General features: G+C 71.8%; 11 protein-coding genes and 1 tRNA gene. 5 read left to right on the forward strand and 7 right to left on the reverse strand.

The genetic code is table 11. The features are described from left to right. The first annotated feature begins 165 nt into the window (after positions 1-165). The gene (locus ACG83_RS15165) at positions 166-1,434 is read left to right on the forward strand and encodes a site-specific integrase (protein WP_054566864.1); all 1,269 of its coding nucleotides are present in this window, start codon (positions 166-168) and stop codon (positions 1,432-1,434) included. Between the two features lie 66 nt (positions 1,435-1,500). Here ACG83_RS15165 and ACG83_RS15170 read toward each other — a convergent pair. Both ACG83_RS15170 and ACG83_RS15175 read right to left on the reverse strand, forming a co-directional pair. Then, positions 1,501-1,576, reverse strand: a tRNA-Arg gene (locus tag ACG83_RS15170). Between the two features lie 243 nt (positions 1,577-1,819). Beyond that, positions 1,820-2,701 carry an aldo/keto reductase gene (locus ACG83_RS15175; protein WP_054566865.1) on the reverse strand — a complete coding sequence of 294 codons (882 nt, stop codon included), beginning with the start codon at positions 2,699-2,701 and terminating at the stop codon, positions 1,820-1,822. A gap of 420 nt (positions 2,702-3,121) precedes the next feature. Between ACG83_RS15175 and ssb the strand changes: the two genes are divergently transcribed. Continuing rightward, complete coding sequence (gene ssb / locus ACG83_RS15180) at positions 3,122-4,075, forward strand: single-stranded DNA-binding protein (protein ID WP_083473269.1); 954 nt, start codon at positions 3,122-3,124, stop codon at positions 4,073-4,075. Positions 4,076-4,235: 160 nt separating this feature from the next. Continuing rightward, on the forward strand, positions 4,236-6,410 hold the full coding sequence (locus ACG83_RS15185; protein WP_369812888.1) for a phospholipid carrier-dependent glycosyltransferase: 2,175 nt from the start codon (positions 4,236-4,238) through the stop codon (positions 6,408-6,410). Positions 6,411-6,524: 114 nt separating this feature from the next. Here the strand turns inward: ACG83_RS15185 and ACG83_RS15190 are convergent, their stop codons facing one another. Then, positions 6,525-8,003, reverse strand: coding sequence for a DUF1254 domain-containing protein (locus tag ACG83_RS15190; RefSeq protein WP_054566867.1), 1,479 nt, complete (start codon positions 8,001-8,003; stop codon positions 6,525-6,527). Positions 8,004-8,183: 180 nt separating this feature from the next. Between ACG83_RS15190 and ettA the strand changes: the two genes are divergently transcribed. Next, positions 8,184-9,866: an energy-dependent translational throttle protein EttA gene (gene ettA, locus ACG83_RS15195; RefSeq protein WP_054566868.1), complete on the forward strand. Its 1,683-nt coding sequence runs from the start codon at positions 8,184-8,186 to the stop codon at positions 9,864-9,866. 220 nt (positions 9,867-10,086) lie between these two features. Here ettA and ACG83_RS15200 read toward each other — a convergent pair whose 3' ends face one another. Continuing rightward, on the reverse strand, positions 10,087-10,506 hold the full coding sequence (locus ACG83_RS15200; RefSeq protein ID WP_054566869.1) for a globin: 420 nt from the start codon (positions 10,504-10,506) through the stop codon (positions 10,087-10,089). A 134-nt stretch (positions 10,507-10,640) separates the two neighbouring features. Further along, positions 10,641-12,671 carry a glycoside hydrolase family 13 protein gene (locus ACG83_RS15205; protein WP_054566870.1) on the reverse strand — a complete coding sequence of 677 codons (2,031 nt, stop codon included), beginning with the start codon at positions 12,669-12,671 and terminating at the stop codon, positions 10,641-10,643. A gap of 169 nt (positions 12,672-12,840) precedes the next feature. Between ACG83_RS15205 and ACG83_RS15210 the strand changes: the two genes are divergently transcribed. After that, positions 12,841-15,159: a SpoIIE family protein phosphatase gene (locus ACG83_RS15210; RefSeq protein WP_054566871.1), complete on the forward strand. Its 2,319-nt coding sequence runs from the start codon at positions 12,841-12,843 to the stop codon at positions 15,157-15,159. A gap of 163 nt (positions 15,160-15,322) precedes the next feature. Here ACG83_RS15210 and ACG83_RS15215 read toward each other — a convergent pair whose 3' ends face one another. Continuing rightward, positions 15,323-16,987 carry an SDR family oxidoreductase gene (locus ACG83_RS15215; RefSeq protein WP_054566872.1) on the reverse strand — a complete coding sequence of 555 codons (1,665 nt, stop codon included), beginning with the start codon at positions 16,985-16,987 and terminating at the stop codon, positions 15,323-15,325. Positions 16,988-17,221: 234 nt separating this feature from the next. Further along, positions 17,222-17,758, reverse strand: coding sequence for an HNH endonuclease (locus ACG83_RS15220; RefSeq protein WP_006541435.1), 537 nt, complete (start codon positions 17,756-17,758; stop codon positions 17,222-17,224). Positions 17,759-17,832: the final 74 nt, after the last annotated feature.

Raw genomic sequence — 17,832 nt, forward strand, 5'->3', positions numbered from 1 at the left:
GGTCGGCCGCAGGCCGATCGCGTCAGCGACGCCGTAGGCGCCCTGGATGCGGCCGGCGCCCCGACAGACCATTCCAACGCCAGAGAACGGAACTCACCGGAACCGGGCAACGTCGCCCGCGGCCGGCGTGAACCTGTCCCGTTTTTCCGGCAAGGAGACCCACCCATGCCCAGCAACAGCCCCGGCTCGTCGAACGGCCGGCGCAAGGAGCGCACGAAGCGCGCCAACGGCCAAGGCTCCATCTACCAGCGCGGAGACGGCCTGTGGGTCGGAGCGGCCTACGTCCTGATGCCAGATGGGACGACCAAGCGGCGGCCGGTCTACGGCAAGTCAGAAGAGATCGTCCGCGGCAAGCTGACGGAGCTTCAGGCCAACTCGGATCAGGGTATTCCGGCGGACGCGACCGGGTGGACCGTCGAACGCTTCCTGATGGTCTGGCTTACCCAGACGGTGAAGCCGAACCGTCAGCCGAACACGTATGTCACCTACGAGAAGGCGGTCCGGATCTACCTCGTTCCCGGGCTCGGGAAGAAACGGCTGAACAGGCTGACGGCTGCGGAGGTCCGGCAGTTCATCCGGCGGACGGAGACCACCTGCCGGTGCTGTGCCCGGGGCGTGGACAAGGCGCGGCCGGAGAATGAGCGGCGCTGCTGTGCGGTCGGCCGGTGCTGCAAACGGCTGCCGTCGAAGCGTCAGGTTCAGGTCGTTCACGCCGTGCTCCGCAACGCACTCCAGGCGGCTGTGCGGGAGGAGCTGATCCGGCGGAACGTCGCGAAGCTGGTGCAGGTGTCGACTCCGCGCTACCGCGTCGACAAGGGCCTGACCGTCGAGCAGGCGCATCAGCTCCTCGACGCGGCGGCCGGCGACCGGCTGTACGCCCTGCTGGTCCTGGCGCTGTTTCTCGGCATGCGGCGCGGGGAGTTGCTCGGGCTGCAGTGGTCGGACATCGACACCGAGCGGGAGACGCTGACCGTCCGTCACACGCTTCTGCGGGTAGGCGGGGAGCTGCTCCTGTGCCCGCCGAAGACGGAGGACTCCGAACGCACGCTCCCGCTGCTGGGCCTGGTGGCGGATGCCCTCACGGAACATCGCAAGCTCCAGGACGCGGAACGTGCGGCTGCCGGAGGCGGATGGGTGCAGACCGATCACGTCTTCACCACGAAGATCGGGACGCCGATCGAACCGGACAACCTGCGCCGGTTCTGGACGCCGCTACGGCGCGCGGTCGGGCTCGACGGGGTCGTGTTCCACGGGCTGCGCCACACCTGCGTGACGCTGCTCCTGGACCTCGGCGTTCCGCCGCACATCGTCCGGGACATCGCGGGCCACTCGGCGATCGAAGTCACGATGACGATCTACGCGCATGCGTCGATGGGGGAGAAGCGGCGCGCGCTGGGCAAGCTCGACGGGCACCTGACCGACCCCCGCGGCTGACGGGCCGTTGCTGCACCCGTTGCTACAAAACGCCCCCGCCGACAAGATCGGTGGGGGCGTTTTGGCTGGTGCGCCCGGCAGGGATCGAACCTGCGACCCAGTGCTTAGAAGGCACTCGCTCTATCCGCTGAGCTACGGGCGCGCTACTCCATTGTGGGGTCCGCGGACGGATCCCGGGTGGGATGGACAGTGTCCACCTCACGTCATCTGATGTCGCAATCGGCCCCCGGTCTGTCGTGGGTGGTGGCCGTGTCGCCGCAGGGTGGGGCCACCGTCCCACATACTGCCGCATGTGCCGGGGGTTGCGCGGGCGGCCGGTGGGTGGATGCCCGATCCGCATCCACCCACAGACCACGAGGGCCCGCGGTGAGGCGCTGGCTGGCTGTCAGCCGGCTGCTTTGGCGAGGTCCTCGTACTCGTCGTCGGTGAGGGTGACGCCGGCGGCGGCGACGTTCTCCTCCAGGTGGGCGACCGAGGACGTGCCGGGGATGGGCAGCATCACGGGGGAGCGGCGCAGCAGCCAGGCCAGCGCGAGCTGGGAGGGCTTGCTGCCGTGGCGCTTCGAGGCCTCGTCGAGGATTCCGCCCGGGCGGGCGAGGGTGCCGGTCGCGATCGGGAACCAGGGGATGAAGCCGATGTTCTCGCGGGTGGCATAGTCGAGGACGTCTTCGGAGGCGCGGTCGGCGAGGTTGTATCGGTTCTGGACGCTGACGATGTCGGCGAGGGTCCGGCTGTGCTCCAGCTCGGCGACGCTGACCTCGGAGAGGCCGATGTGGCGGATCTTTCCCTCCTGCTGGAGGGCGCGCAGCTCACCGAGCGACTCCTCGACGGGGGTCTTGGGGTCGATGCGGTGGAGCTGGTACAGGTCGATCCGCTCGAGCTTGAGTCGGCGCAGTGACATCTCGACCTGCTGGCGGAGGTACTCGGCGCGCCCGACCGCGGTCCACTTGTTCGGGCCCTGCCGGGTGAAGCCGCCCTTCGTCGCGATGACGAGATCTGTGGGGTAGGGGTACAGGGCCTCGGCGATCAGGTCCTCGCTGATCTCCGGCCCGTACGAGTCGGCCGTGTCGATGAAGTTCACGCCGAGCTCGACGGAGCGCCGCAGCACGGCGATGGCCTCGTCGTGGTTGGCGGGTGGGCCCCAGACGCCTGGGCCGGTGATCCGCATCGCGCCGAAGCCGAGCCGGTTGACCGGCAGGTCGCCGCCGAGCTGGAAGGTTCCGCTCGCCGCCGCGTTCACGTCGGAGCTTGCCGCTTGTGTCGACATACCGTCCCATTCTGTGTAGGCGCGGGGTTCTGCTGCGGAGCGTCAGCCCGTCTGGGAGCAACTTTGGCACGCACGCTCGATGTTCCCGTGTCCGCGCGTGCCGAGAGCTCATGGAGCTTGGCCTCAAGCTGCGACCGCGTTCCAGGTCGGTGCGTTGTGTGGTGCGGCGGGTGGCGACAGGTTCGAGCATCGTGGACGGATGCGGCGCAGACCAGTCGGGTCGCCGTCCTGTGGAAAGCACGCAGTTATCCACAGTGAGCGAAGAAGTTGTTCCCAACTCGGAGTCGGTGGCGCAGAGTCGTGGCGTGGCTGCGGACCAGTCTCCATCCGCCTCACGTGCGGCGCACGGGCGGCGGATGGGCTGGCCAGCGGTCACCGAGTCGTCTCCCTGCCCCCGAGATGCTCTCCGAGGAGTGCTCCATGCCTGACACCGAGATCACGATGATCGGCAATCTGGTCGAGAACCCGGTCCTGCGGATCACCGCGAGCGGGGTCTCCGTCTGCGGCTTCCGCGTGGCGTCCACGCCGCGTCGCTATGACCGTGCCGAGCAGCGTTTCGTCGACGGGAACACGCTCTACATGCGGGTGTCCTGCTGGCGTCAGCTCGCCGAGAACGTGGCGGCCAGTCTTTCCCGGGGCGACCGGGTGCTGGTCGTCGGCCGCCTGCGCCAGAACAACTACGAGACGCAGGACGGTGACCGTCGGGTCAGCTATGAGGTCGACGCCGAAGCAGTCGCGGCGGAGCTGACATGGCGGCCTGTCGAGGTGCGCAGGGTGGCACGCTCGTCGCCCGGGCCCACGGATTCGCTCGCCACGTCGTCGGGCTACCCCGACCCGCTGGCTGATCCCGGGGCGGCCCAGATGGATCCGTTCGGTCACGATGACTCGGCGTTCGACGCGGAGGAGGCCGCCGATCCCGGCGATCCCGGCGCGGCCGACGCCGTCCACCACGACGCCGGTTCTGGTGGTGCTGCCGGCTCCGGCGGCGCGGCGGGTGGCGGGGCCGCCCAGACGATCTCTGCGGCCCTGGCGGATCCGTCGGGGCAGCCGGCAGGGCACGGCCTTGCGGCGGAGCAGGGCCAGGCCGGTCAGGTCCATCTCGAGCGAGTAATCGGGGCCGAGCAGACGGTCGGGGGCGGCGCAGGGCCAGAGAGCGCCGACTGCACGGCCCCGCTGACGGATCAGGGGGAGCGGGTGGTCCCCTCTCCGCCGCCTCTGATCGAGGGGCGGCGGACCGTCGGGCACCGGGTGTCCAGCCGGAGGTCGTCCGCGCCTTCCCGCGGCGTGACCGGCCGGTTGGGGGCGGCGGGTTTCGGGCTTGCCGATGTCGTGGGGGAGCACCGCCTGCTGGGGCCGGGGGGCGCCGCGGGCTGATCGTGGCCCGATCCGCGGTGATGTCGGTCGGCACGGCGCGCCCGGCGAGCGGCAGGGGGGTGGTCGCAGTGGTCGCGGGCTGTGTGAGGCCGCCGACATGCTGTTACCGATAGGCCCACCTGCGGCATCGGGGCATGTTCCGCTCGGTACCGTGCCGAGGGTGAGCAGGGCGAACGAACCCCGTGGCGGAGCGGGCCCGGCGCTGGACGAACCGTCCGGGCAGCCGGGCGCCGCGGTCCCCCGGCAGGAGACGGGCAGCCCGGTGCCGCCGCCGGCTCCCACCGGGGCGGCCGGGCTGTCGTTCGACCGGCTGTGGCGGCGGGCCCGTGAGATCAGCGCCCCAGGTCGTTACGTGGCCGTGCTCGCGGTGCTCAGCGCGACCGTCGCGGTCGTGCTCCGGCACAACCTGTTCCCCTACCTGTCGATCAACAACGACGAGGTCATCTACCTCACCCAGGCCCGGGCGATGGCCGGCGGGCACCTGTTCCCCGCGGCGCCCGACCCGGCGGCCTCCTACGCGCCCTGGCTGGCCGCCGTGTCCGACGGTCACTACGTCCTCAAGTACACGCCGTTCGTCCCCGGGCTCTTCGCACTCGGCCTGCTGCTGACGGGCAGCATCTCGCCGGTGCTCGCGCTGGTCGCGGCGGCCGCGGTGGTCGTCACGTACCTGTTCGGCGTCGAGCTGTCGGGTGATCGCAGGGTCGCGGCGCTCGCGGCGACCCTGCTGGCGTTCTCCCCGCTGATGATCGTGCAGAGCGCGCTGGTGCTGAGCTACCTGCCGGTGCTGGTCCTGCTGGAACTGATCCTGCTCGGCCTGCTGCGGAGCCTGCGCGGCAGGGGCCGGCGGGGTGGCGGGGTGGCACTCGCCGGCGCAGGGCTCGCCGCCGGGGTGGCCGTGGCGGTGCGTCCCTACGACGTGGTGCTGGTGCTCACCCCGGTGGTGATCTGGGCGGTGGTGAAGGTTCGCCGGGATGCCCGGCTCGGGTGGGCGCTGCGCTGGGCGGCGGCGGGGCTGGCCCTGCCGGCCGGGCTCCTGCTGGCCTTCAACGCCGCCGCCACGGGAAGCCCGTTCAGGCTGCCGTTCGCGCTGCTGGAACCCGATGACAAGCTCGGGTTCGGCTGGCGCCGGCTGTACCCGTCGGATGGCGGGCACGACTTCGGCCTCGGCGACGGGCTGGCGTCCGTGGGTGATCATCTGTGGCTGCTCGGGGGCTGGGCCTGCGGCGGTGTCCTCCTGGCGGTCGCCGCGGTCGTCACGGTGGCCCGCCGGCGGCTGGACGCACCCGGTTACCTGCTGGGCCTCGGGTCGGTGCTGTTCCTGATCGGCTACCTCGGCTTCTGGGGCGCCTGGAACGCGGCGGAGCTGTGGGGTGGGATCCGGTACGTCGGGCCCTTCTACCTGATGCCGGTCATGATCGGGCTGGTGCATCTCGGTGCCCGCGGAGTCGTCGACCTGGCCACCTGGTCCCGGCGCCGGGTCGCGCGGGGCCTCACCGGGGTGGGAACCGCGGGCGTCGTCAGCCTCACGACCTTCATCCTGGTCGGCGCGGTCGACGCGAACGCGACGATGACCGGGCACGACCGGGAGCTCGCCGGCATGCTGCGCTCGCTGCCCGACCGGTCCCTGGTGCTGGTCTCGGCCACCCCGGCCTACCTGGGCCATCCGAGTGCCGTCACCGCGAACGGCCCGGATCTCGACGGTGCGGACGGCGACGGTGACCTGCTGTTCGCCGTCTCGCGTGGGGTCGCGGACCTGAAGGTCGTGGCCGATCACCCCGACCGAACCCCCTACCTGCTGCGGATGCCGGCCGCCTACAACCGTTCGCCCCAGTCGCCGACACGGTCCCGGGTCGACGCGCTCACCCTCGCGACGGGCCGCACCGTCGACGTCGAGGTGAGCGTCGGTGCGGCTCCCGCCGGAAGCCGGGCGGCGCAGCTGGTGTTCGAAGCCGGCGGAACCAGGCTGTCCTACCCGGTGCCCGTCACCGGGCAGTCCGCCGCGCGGCTCACCGTCGACGCGGACGGACTTGATGCCGACGATGTCACCGACGCGGTCAGCTACGACGGTGCGCGCACCCGCGGATCCCCCACCGGGCGCGAGGCCGGCAGCCCACTCGGCAGGCCGCGGATCAGCACGGTGCCCGGTGCCGGGGCGTCCATCACCGTGTCTCTGCTGGCGACACCGGCGTCGGGAGGCCGGGCCCGGACCATCGACCGCCAGGTGCTCCCCGTCCTGGTCGAGGAGGGCGCGGACATCGCCGTGCTCGCGCCGAGCGCCCAGATCGACGAGGTCGGAACCGGCAGCACGCTGCCGGTACGCATCACGCTGCCCTGACCGGTCGGGACGCACCCCGGGGGCGACGGCACGCTCCCCAGGGCGACGCGCCAGCCTCGGGGCGCCACAGCGCCCGGCAGCCGTGCGTGGTGCCCCCGGCAGGGGTGGTGTGGGTCAGTCGAGCCGGTGGATCGCCGGTGGTGAGTAGGCGCCGCGCAGGACCTCCTCACCCGGGCAGTACATGCGCAGGACCAGGCGGAAGTCGCCGCCGGCCGCCGGCAGCCAGTTCGCCGTCCCGGCAGCACCCGCCGCGGACGTCGATCGGGGCGTCGACACCGGTCGCAGTGCCGAGGCCGAAGGTCCTTGTGGCCCCGACGGCGCAGCGGACGACTGTGACAGTGCTTCCGGCCGTGGGGGCTCGCTCTGGATCAGCACGGGAATGGACCCGTCCGGCTCGTGGACGAGATCGTCCAGGCTGCTGATCGAGTAGCGGCCCAGCGGGTTGTCGACGAGGTAGCCGTCGGGCTCGTCGTACATGGTGAGGGTCCAGAAGGAGTCCACGGGCGGCGGCCGCAGGCGTAGCCGGTAGTCGTGCGCGCCGGTGAGGTGATGGCCTTCCAGGTCCACCGCACAGTGCGCGGCGGTCTCCTCGTAGGCGTGGACGATGCCCAGCGGGCGCCGGGCGGCCAGCGCCCGGGCGATGCGGGCCTGCGCCCGGTCCGGAATCTCCCAGGCGCGGTCGTCGCGGACGCCGGGGCCGAACCGGTCGAGGTTGTAGTCGGCCTCATGCAGGGTGCTGGCCCATCCCAGGTTGGTCCGCCGGCCGGCGTCCGCCAGCCGCTCCAGCTCGTCCCGACCGGTGCGCAGACCGGTGCGCAGCGACCAGGCGAGCGTCGGATCAGGATCTATGTAGGGGGACGGGTCGGCGAGCAGGCCCAGCGCCTCGAACCTGCGGGCGTACTCGCGTTCCATCGGCGGCGGCGGGAATGCGCGCATCCAGGTGCGCAGTTCCTCCCAGAACCGCAGGTCGTCGCAGACCTGCTTGGACCGGTCCGGTGGCCCCTCCGGTCGGCGTGCGTCCGGGTCGAGTGGGCTCACGGCGAGCTGGTCCTGAAGCGCGCGGACAGCGGGCAGGTCCTGTCGGCCCCGGAAGGCGAACCTGGCGACGATGCTGAAGACCCGCGCGGGAGCCTCGATCACAAGCCGGCCGCCCGAGCCCGCATCCGCATCCGCATCCAGATCGGCGTCGCCGCCAGGTGGGACCAGCAGGACCTCGTGGCCCTGCCCGTCGCCGTCGCCGTTCTCGGTCCTGGTGTCGGTGCGGGTGCCCAGATAGGCGAACACGTTCAGCCAGGGGTCGTAGAAGGCGAGGACGTGATACCTGTCCGGCGCCGGCGGGACCCGCAGCACCGCCGGGCCCGGGCCGAGATCCACCTGGGCCATCGAGAACAGGACGTCGGGGTTCACGTTCAGGAACGGCGAGAGCGGCCCCGGCGGGTCGGTCTGGTGGGCGAACGCGTTGAAACCGACCGGTCTGATCGGCCCGGTGCCCTCCTCGGCGGCACGGATGATCTGCCGAACCGCGCAGACCATCGGATAGCCGAAGCTGAATGCCTCCGCCGCGAGCCCGACCCGCTGGTCATCCGCGCGCATGCCGCCTCCCAGCGAACCCTGTGCCTGATGGTGGCCGATGTTCGATGGTGTCTGATGGTGGTCGTCCGACTCCGGTTAGTACCCGGCTGGGGGTGGGGTGAACACGGGTAGATGTGTCCGCTGGTCATCCCTCGGATCACCGCCGTGAGGTATCCGGGCACCATGCCCTAGGGTTGGCACATGGCGCAGTACGTCTTCCAGATGCGCAAGGCCCGCAAGGCCCACGGCGACAAGGTGATCCTCGACGACGTCACCCTGGCGTTCCTGCCCGGCGCGAAGATCGGTGTCGTCGGTCCGAACGGCGCGGGGAAGTCGTCGCTGCTGAAGATCATGGCCGGCCTCGACCATCCGAGCAACGGCGACGCGATCCTCAGCCCCGGCTACACCGTCGGGATGCTGGCCCAGGAGCCCGTGCTCGACGAGAGCAAGGACGTCCGCGGCAACGTCGAGGACGGTGTCCGCGAGATCCGCGAGGTGCTCGCCGCCTACGAGGCGATCAACGAGAAGATGGCCGCGCCCGACGCGGACTTCGACACCCTCCTGGCCGAGCAGGCCGTCCTGATCGACAAGATCGAGGCGGCGAACGCCTGGGAGCTCGACAGCCAGATCGACCAGGCGATGGACGCGCTGCGTCTGCCGCCGGGTGACGCCGACGTCGCTCCGCTGTCCGGTGGTGAGCGCCGCCGGGTCGCGCTGTGCCGGCTTCTGCTGGAGGCGCCCGACCTGCTGCTGCTCGACGAGCCGACCAACCACCTGGACGCCGAGAGCGTCGCCTGGCTGGAGCAGCACCTGGCGCGCTACGCCGGGGCGGTGCTGGCGGTCACCCACGACCGGTACTTCCTCGACAACGTCGCCGGCTGGATTCTCGAGCTCGACCGCGGCCGCGCCCACCCGTACGAGGGCAACTACTCCACCTACCTGGAGAACAAGGCTGCCCGCCTCAAGGTCGAGGGCCAGAAGGACGCCAAGCGGCGGCGCATGCTCGCCCAGGAGCTCGAGTGGGTCCGGTCGAACCCGAAGGCGCGCATGGCCAAGAGCAAGTCGCGGCTGTCCCGCTACGAGGAGATGGCCGCCGAGGCGGACAAGGCGCGGCCGCGCGACTTCGAGGAGATCCAGATCCCGCCGGGCCCGCGTCTGGGCAGCTTGGTGATCGAGGCAAGGAAGCTGTCCAAGGGCTTCGGTGACCGGATCCTCATCGGTGACCTGTCGTTCACCCTGCCTCGCGGTGGCATCGTCGGCGTGATCGGCCCGAACGGTGTCGGCAAGACCACGCTGTTCACCATGATCTCCGGTGAGGCGACGCCGGACAGCGGCGAGCTGCAGGTCGGCGAGACCGTCGACATCGCCTACGTCGACCAGGGCCGTGCCGGGCTCGACCCGAAGAAGAACGTCTGGCAGGTCGTCTCCGACGGGCTGGACCACATCGTCGTCGGCAAGACCGACATCCCCAGCCGGGCGTATGTGTCGTCCTTCGGGTTCAAGGGGCCTGACCAGCAGAAGCCGGTCGGCGTGCTGTCCGGTGGTGAGCGCAACCGGCTGAACCTGGCGCTGACCCTCAAGCGGGGCGGCAACCTGCTGCTCCTCGACGAGCCCACCAACGACCTCGACGTGGAGACCCTGCGCTCCCTGGAGGACGCGCTGCTGGAGTTCCCGGGCTGCGCGGTGGTCGTCTCCCACGACCGGTGGTTCCTGGACCGTGTCGCGACGCACATCCTGGCCTGGGAGGGCACCGAGACCGACCCGGCCCGCTGGTTCTGGTACGAGGGCAACTTCGCCGACTACGAGACCAACAAGGTCGAACGCCTCGGCCCCGAGGCGGCGCGCCCGCACCGGGTCACCTACCGCAAGCTCACCCGAGACTGACCGCCCGGCGGCGCATGCCGCCCGTGGGCACCACCCGCCTGCTGAGGCCGGTCACGCCAACCGGCCTCAGCGGCAGGCGATGCCCCGCCGACCGGACATCCCCGCCGACCGGACATCCCCGCCAGGCGGACATCTCGACCCTGCCCGGACATCCAGGCAGGCGCGGACATCCAGGCAGGGTGGGGCCCGGCCGCGGGTCGGCAGCCAGGCCGGTGGCAGGTCAGCCGGGGCGGTTCTGCAGGGAGTTCGCGGCCATCAGCAGGTAGTCCCAGAGTTCCTTGTGCAGGTCCGCAGCGAGGTCGAGGCTGTCGACGGCCGCCCTCATGTGCCGGATCCAGGCGTCCCGCTCCGCCGGGCCGATCGCGAACGGCACGTGCCGCATCCGCAGCCGCGGATGCCCCCGCAGCTCGCTGTACGTCGACGGCCCACCCCAGTACTGGATGAGGAACATCCGCAGCCGCTCCTCGGCGGCGGCAAGCTCCTCGTCCGGATAGAGCGGGCGCAGGACAGGGTCGCTCGCCACACCCTCGTAGAACCGTGCCACCAGCGCCCGGAACGTCGCCTCGCCGCCGACGGCCTCGTAGAAGTCTGCTCGTGGTCGTACGGGTGACGGTTGGTTCACCCATCCATTCTGCGCCACGAGAGGGCGACGTCTCCGCCGTGGCACCGTCCGGTTTTGGCCTTCATGGCATACAACGGCGCCGGGTATCCCGCATCTGCAGGTCAAACAGTCAATCAGATCCGCAGGTGCGGATCTGTTCTCTGTCGGCCGAGTCAACCCGAACGGGGGACGACCCAGACAGTGGTGGCGGGTGGGAGAACGAGCGTCGCACCGTCGTAGCTGACGGGACTGCTCGCCAGGACCAGGCGCCCGGCCAGCGCGAGGCGCACCTCCTCGTCGGTCGACATGACGCAGGTCAGCGCGGAACCGAGCGGGTGAGCACCCGCGGCCGGCGGGGGAGTGTCGTCGGGTGGTGCTGTCCGGCCGGGCGGCGCCGTGTCGCCGGGTGGTGCTGTGCCGGCCGGTGGTGCTGTGTGGGCCGGTGGTGGTGTGCGGGCTGGTGGTGCTGTGCGGTCGAAGGCGAGGCAGTCGACGGGCAGGTCGGCGAGCCAGCGGAACCCGGGCTGAGCCTCGTCCGGGCCAGCCGAGCTGCCGAGGAACGGCAGCGCCCGGCGCAGCGCCAGCGCGCCGTGCACGAGCACCCGGGTGGACAGCGGGTCCTCGGACTGGGCGGCGGCGGTCAGCGCACCCCAGTCCGGCGGCTGCGGGAGCCAGGGCTCGACCTCGTCTGCGGTGAAGCCGTACGGAGGTGACTGGCCGGACCACGGCATCGGAATCCGGGTCCCGTCCCGCCCCGGTGACGTGTGCCCGGAGCGTTCCCACACCGGGTCACGGCGCCGGTCGGGCGGTACGTCGACCTGCGGCAGCCCGAGCTCGTCGCCCTGGTAGAGATAGGCCGTCCCGGGCAGCGCCAGCATGGCCAGCAGGGCCGCCCGGGCCCGGCGCAGGCCCGTCGCGCCGCCGCCGTACCGGCTGACCGGCCGGATGACGTCGTGGTTCGCCAGCACCCAGGTGGGCACCGCGCCGACCGCGGCCGTGGCGGCCCGAGCCGCGTCGATGGCGCTGCGCCACGCCGGTGCCGAGAACGGCGCGTACAGCAGCGAGAACGTGAAGGTCAGGTGAAGCTCGTCCGGGCGGACGTACCGGGCGAGCCGTTCGGGGTCGGCGACCCAGGTCTCGCCGACGAGCACCCTGTCCCGCCCGTCGCGACGGTCGTAGTCGTCCAGGATCGCCCGCCATTCGCGGTAGATCTCGTGGACGCCGTCCTGATCCCAGGAGTAGGGCTCGAACAGCTCCCGGAAACCCGTCTCCGGGGTGGGGACCGCACCAGCCGCACCAGCCGCTCCAGTAGCTCCGGTGCCCACACCGTCGGCTCCTCTGTCGCCTTCTCCGTGACCTTCGCGGTCGCCGGCGTGGCCGTCGGCAGCGGGGGTGGCGGGGACAGCAATGGGGTTGGCGGGGTGAGTGGCGAGGGCGGGGTGGTCGCGCAGCGCGTCGTCCTTGACCAGGCCATGCGAGACGTCGATACGGAACCCGTCGACGCCGCGGTCGAGCCAGAAGCGGAGGATCTCCCGGTGCTCCGCGCGCACCTGCGGATGCCGCCAGTTCCAGTCGGGCTGCTCCCGGGCGAACAGATGCAGGTACCACTGGCCGTCCGGAACGCGGCTCCAGGCCGGGCCGCCGAAGACCGAGATCCAGTTGTTCGGCGGCAGCGCGCCGTCGGGCCCGCGTCCGTCCCGGAACAGGTACAGCTCCCGCTCGGGTGAGCCGGGCCCGGCGGCGAGCGCGGCCTGGAACGCCGGATGCTGCTCGCTGGAGTGGTTGGGGACCACGTCGACGATGACCTTCAACCCGCAGGTGTGCGCGTCGCGCAGCAGCGCGTCGAGGTCGTCGAGCGTGCCGAACAGCGGGTCGACGTCGGTGTGGTCCGCGACGTCGTACCCGTGGTCGGCCATGGGGGAGCGGTAGAACGGGCTGATCCAGATCCCGTCGACGCCCAGGTCCGCGAGGTCCGGCAGCCGGCCCCGGATGCCTTCGAGGTCGCCGACCCCGTCGCCGTCGGTGTCGGCGAAGCTGCGGATGTAGACCTCGTACATCACGGCGTCGCGCCACCAGGGAGCCTGCGCCGCACCGGAGCCCGGCTCGCCGCCGCCGTCGCCCGGCCCTGCACCGCTGCCCGGCTTCGTCGAGGTGCCGTCGGTCGGTGTCGGAGCGTCCGCACGGTCCGTGACAACGGGATCCATGACCGCATCAAACCCTCTCCGTGGGTGTGAAGTAAACGGGGTGCATGGTTACGGAAAGTGGTGGCCGAGCTGCTCGTCGGGCGCGATATCCGACTACCGGCCTACACTTCCGCGAGTGGATGACGTCACAGTCCGTTATGGATTGCTTCCATGGGGTGGAGGTGGCCTGGTGGCGAAACGTCCCGGCACTGCCGTGCCCGATATGGCCGCGGCTGATATGGATCGGGCCTGCGCGGACCCCGCCGGTGCCGATCGGGCCGGCCGCGATCGCGCCGGGCCCGATCCGGCCAACGGTGGCTGGGCGGCAACGACAGCCTCGGTCGGGCGCGCGGTGGTCCGGGAGCTGTCCGGCGCGTGGCGGCACCGTTCGCGGTCCGCGGAGGAGGCGGCGCTGCGGCAGTGCTCCTTCCTCATCGACGCGAGCATGGTCCTGGGCACCTCCCTCGACCCGCAGCGGATCGTCGAGATGACGGCGGCGCTGGCGGTACCCCGGCTGGGGAGCGCGGCGATCGTCTGGCTGCGGGGGGAGGGCAACTCCGTCCCGATCGCCGCGTCGTCCTTCCTGGACCCGAAGGCCGCCGGCTTCGTCCGGGCCGCGTTCCAGATCCGTCCGGCCACCGTCGACCAGGACATCCCGCCGGGTTCCGTCGTCCGGACCGGCCAGTCGTACTACGTCCCGAAATACACCGAGAAGATCGTCGGGAAGCTGTTCGCCCGCGAGGCCTACGACAGGTTCTGGGAGTTCCCCTCCGGACCCACGATCACCGTGCCGATCCACTCGCGCGGAAGGGTGCTCGGCGCTCTCACGGTCGACCGGGCCGGACTGGAGCCGTTCTCGGCATTCGACATCCATCTCGTGGAGGAGCTCGCGCGGCGCGGCGGCGCGGCGCTCGACAACGCGCAGCTCTTCCGCGATGTGGAGGAGTCCGCGCTGACCCTGCAGCGCTCCCTGCTCCCCGCCCACCCGCCGGCCCTGGACGGGATGGAGATCGCGTTGGAGTACCGGCCAGGAACGGCCGGGACGGAGGTCGGCGGCGATCTCTACGACGTCATTCCGCTGCCCGGTGGCCGTGCCGGCATCGCCATCGGTGACGTGATGGGGCGCGGGCTGCACGCGGCGGCGGTGATGGGCCAGCTCCGGGCCGCGCTGCGGGCCTACGCGCTGGAGGACTGGGGCCCCGCCGAACTGCTCGCGCGGCTGGACCGGGTCGTCGACTCGCTGCCCGGGCTGCAGCTCGCCACGTCGATGTACGCCGTGTACGACCCGTACTCCGGCCGCGCGACGATCGCCAGCGCCGGTCACCCGCCGCCGTTGCTGCTGCTGCCCGACGAGCAGCCGGACTACCTCGTCCTCGAACCCGGTCTGCCACTCGGGACGGGGGAGGCGGACGCGTTCTCCGAGACGACCATCACGCTGCCCCCGGGCTCCGCCCTCGTGCTGTTCACCGACGGGCTCGTCGAGTCCCGTCGGCGCTCACTGGCCGACGGCCTGGAACACCTGCGGTCCGGCCTGGGCGAGCAGGTCACCCGCCCGCGGGCCGCACGCGACCTTGCCTCGTCCAACGGAGCCTCGTCCAACGGGGCGGGATCCAACGAGGCGGCATCCAACGGGGCCGCCGACAACGAGGCCGCCGACACCGGGGCCGCGGCGGACGTCCTGCCAGCCGACTCGGTGGCCGGTGCCTCGGTGGCCGGTGCCTCGGTGGCCGGTGCTGTGGCCGGCGGTACCGGTGCGAGCGGTGCTGCGGCCAGCGGTGCTGATGCCAACGGTGCTGATGCCGACGGCACGCCGGTCGGTGGCCCGGCGACCACGGCACCGGCGTCCGCTGTGCTGCCTGAGCGGCGGATCCGTGAGCGCCGGTCCGGCCGGGACCGCCGCGGCGGTTACCGCAGGTCACGCACCGCCGGTGACCGCCGCCGTGCGGGCTCCTTCGCCGCCCGGAGCTGGTCCGGCCCCGACGCCGTGACGTGGGACGGTCCCGGCCCCATCGAGGAGACCGCGCGGACGGTGCTCGAACGCTGTCTGCTCGCCGCCGAGCTGCCGGCCCGCACGGATGACGACATCGCGCTGCTGGTGCTGGTGACCAGGCCGGTGCGCCCACCCCTGATCCAGCTCGCGCTGCCCGCGGTGGCGGCCTCCGCGGGCCAGGCGCGCACCTCCGTGCGCGCGGCCCTGCACGACGCCGGCATCAGCTCCCTCGATGATGCGATCCTGCTGGTCAGCGAGGTCGTCACGAACGCGGTCCTGCATGCGCGCAGTGACCTTGTGCTGCGGGCGACGCTGGAGCCCGGGCGGCTGCGGATCAGCGTCGAGGACAGGGAGGGATCGGCGCTGCCGAGGCCCGGTGACGAGTCGACCGACCAGATCGACGCCGAGCACGGCTGGGGCCTGCTGCTCGTCGAAGCACTCGCCCAGGCCTGGGGCGTCGAGACGACTCCGGATGGAAAGCGGGTCTGGTTCGAGATGGAGATCCCGGACGAGGCCTGACGGCCCGCCGCACGGCGCCTGCGGTGCCGACCATGGCTCTCTGCTGGCCGTGGCTCCTTGGCTGACCGTGGCTCCCGTGCCGGCTGGGCCTGCCGTGCCGGCCGGGGCTGCCGTGCCGACTGCACCTACCGGTGCGCCGACAGCTCCCTACCGGACCGCTCGATCACGCATGGCCGCGTGCTGCGGGAATGGGACGTCCTGGGTCGGCCTCGGCGCGCTGGTCGGCCTCGGCTCGGTGGACGATCGTCCGCAACATGCCACCGAAGACCACGGCGTGGAAGGGGCTGACCGCCTTCCAGTAGAGATGCCCGGGCAGCCCGCGGGGCAGGAACAGCGCCCGCTGCCGGTAGACGACGCCCCGCTGACCGCCACCACCGCCGCCACCAGCGCCACCGCCGCCACCGCCACCGCCGTCAGCTGGTTCGACCCGAAGCTCGAGCCAGGCCTGGCCGGGCAGCTTCATCTCCGCGCGCAGCCGCAGCAGCCGGCCCGGAACCATCTCCTCGACCCGCCACAGGTCGATCGCCTCGCCGGTTCTGAGCTGCCGCGGATCTCGCCGGCCGCGCCGGTGCCCGACCCCGCCGACCAGGATGTCCACCCATCCCCGCGCCGACCAGGCCAGCGGCCAGCTGTACCAGCCGTTCTCGCCGCCGATGCCCTCGATGACGGCCCACAGGCGGTCCGCCGACGCCGCGACCGGGCGGGTGCGTTCGTCGGTGTAGAGCGAGCCGCCGGCCCAGGTCGGATCGGTGACGGCGGGCTCGCCGGGCGGTCCCGGAACGCCGACGAGCGCGGCGATGGCCTGTGGGAAGGGGGTGCTGATCGGGGCGCCCGGCCAGCGGGCGGTGGACCAGCGTGTCTCCACCGCCCGGTCACGCACCTTCGCCAGCGCGTAGGCCACGGCGGTCTCGAACGGGACGAGTCCGTCGGGTGGATCGGGCACCCAGGCGGCGATGTCGTGCTCGCCCGCGACGACCTCCGTGCGCAGCGAGCGGACCAGCGGGCGCGCGATCGCCCTGGGCACCGGCGTGACCAGGCCGACCCAGAGTGAGGACAGGCCGGGCGAAAGCACGGGAACCTGGATGATGATTCGTTCGCGCAGCCCCTCGACGGCGGCGAAGCGCCGCATCATGTCCGCGTAGGTCAGGATGTCCGGGCCGCCGATGTCGAACGAGCGGTTGACCGTGGCCGGGATGTCCAGGCATCCGATCAGGTAGTAGAGGACGTCCCGGACGGCGATGGGCTGGATGCGGGTGCGCACCCAGCGCGGGGTCACCATGATCGGCAGTCGCTCGGTGAGATGGCGCAGCATCTCGAACGACGCGCTGCCGCTGCCGATGATGACCGCGGCCCGCAGGACGACGGTCGGAACGCCGGAGCCGAGCAGGATGCGGGCCACCTCCTGGCGCGACGCCAGATGCTCCGAGACCCCGCCGCTCGGCTGGCTGGCCGTCGCCCCGCTGCCCGCCTCCGCCGGTGTCGCGGGGCTCAGACCGCCCAGGTAGATCAGCCGGTGCACGCCGGCGGCCCGCGCGGCGTCGGCGAAGGCGTGGGCGGCCGCGCGGTCGACGGCGGAGAAGTCACCCCCGCTGTCGATGGAGTGGATCAGGTAGTAGGCGGTGTCGACGCCGGCCAGGGCCGGGCGCAGCGAGGCCGGATCCAGCGCGTCCGCGCGGATGATCTCGGCGTTGCGGTGGTGTGCCCAGGGAACGTCCGCGAGCCGGGCCGGATCGCGGGTCAGGCAGCGGACGTGGTGACCGCCCGCGAGCAGGCGGGGGGCCAGCCGGCCGCCGATGTAGCCGGTCGCGCCGGTGACGAGTACGCGCACGCGGTGTACCTGCCCCGGTGCCGCGGCGCGCTACCACGCCTCGGCGAGTATGGACGCATGCCGGCAGGAACCTGCCTGCGGACGCGTGAAGACGCACGCGCGCCACCGGGCGAACGCGTGCCAGCCGACGCGGCCGCGCGTCGGGCGCCTGTCAGCCCGCAGGCACCGGGCCGATGGCTCGGGACCGTGCGGGCGGCGTGTCAGGCACCCGACAGCGGGCTCGGTGTAGCACGATCAGGCGCTGGCGGCCGCCCCCGAGATGTCGGTGGGGACGTCGGACACGGTGCTCAGGTAGCGCGACCACCGTGGATCCATCCGCCGGGACCCCAGAATGCGCCAGGCGGCTCCGCTCGGCGCTCGAGGTGCCGTGCGAAGCCGCCAACCGAGATCGGCAACCGCTCGGTCGGCTTTGACATGGTTGCAGCGGCCGCAGGCCGCCACGACGTTCTCCCATACATGCGGCCCGCCGCGAGAGCGGGGGATGACATGGTCCAGCGACGTTGCCGGGGCGTTGCAATACACACACCGATGATGGTCACGTGCCAGGACGCCCTTGCGGGTTAGCGGAACCTGGGAACGGTATGGCACGCGCACGAACCGCGCTAACCGCACCACGATCGGCACCTCGACCGAGCTCGTCGTCGAACGAAGTACCTGACCGGCGGATTCGACCATGACGGCCTTGTCGGTCAGGACCAGCACCAGTGCTCTTCTTTGTGACACCACGCACAGAGGCTCGTACGTGGCATTGAGAACCAGCGCCTCTGCCACGCGCCGACCTCCTGCCCACCCGAGGGTCCTCGCGGACCGTCCTACCCAGCGTCTCCGGTGACAATGGACAGTCA

The sequence above is a fragment of the Frankia sp. R43 genome, assembly GCF_001306465.1.
Classification (GTDB): domain Bacteria; phylum Actinomycetota; class Actinomycetes; order Frankiales; family Frankiaceae; genus Parafrankia; species Parafrankia irregularis.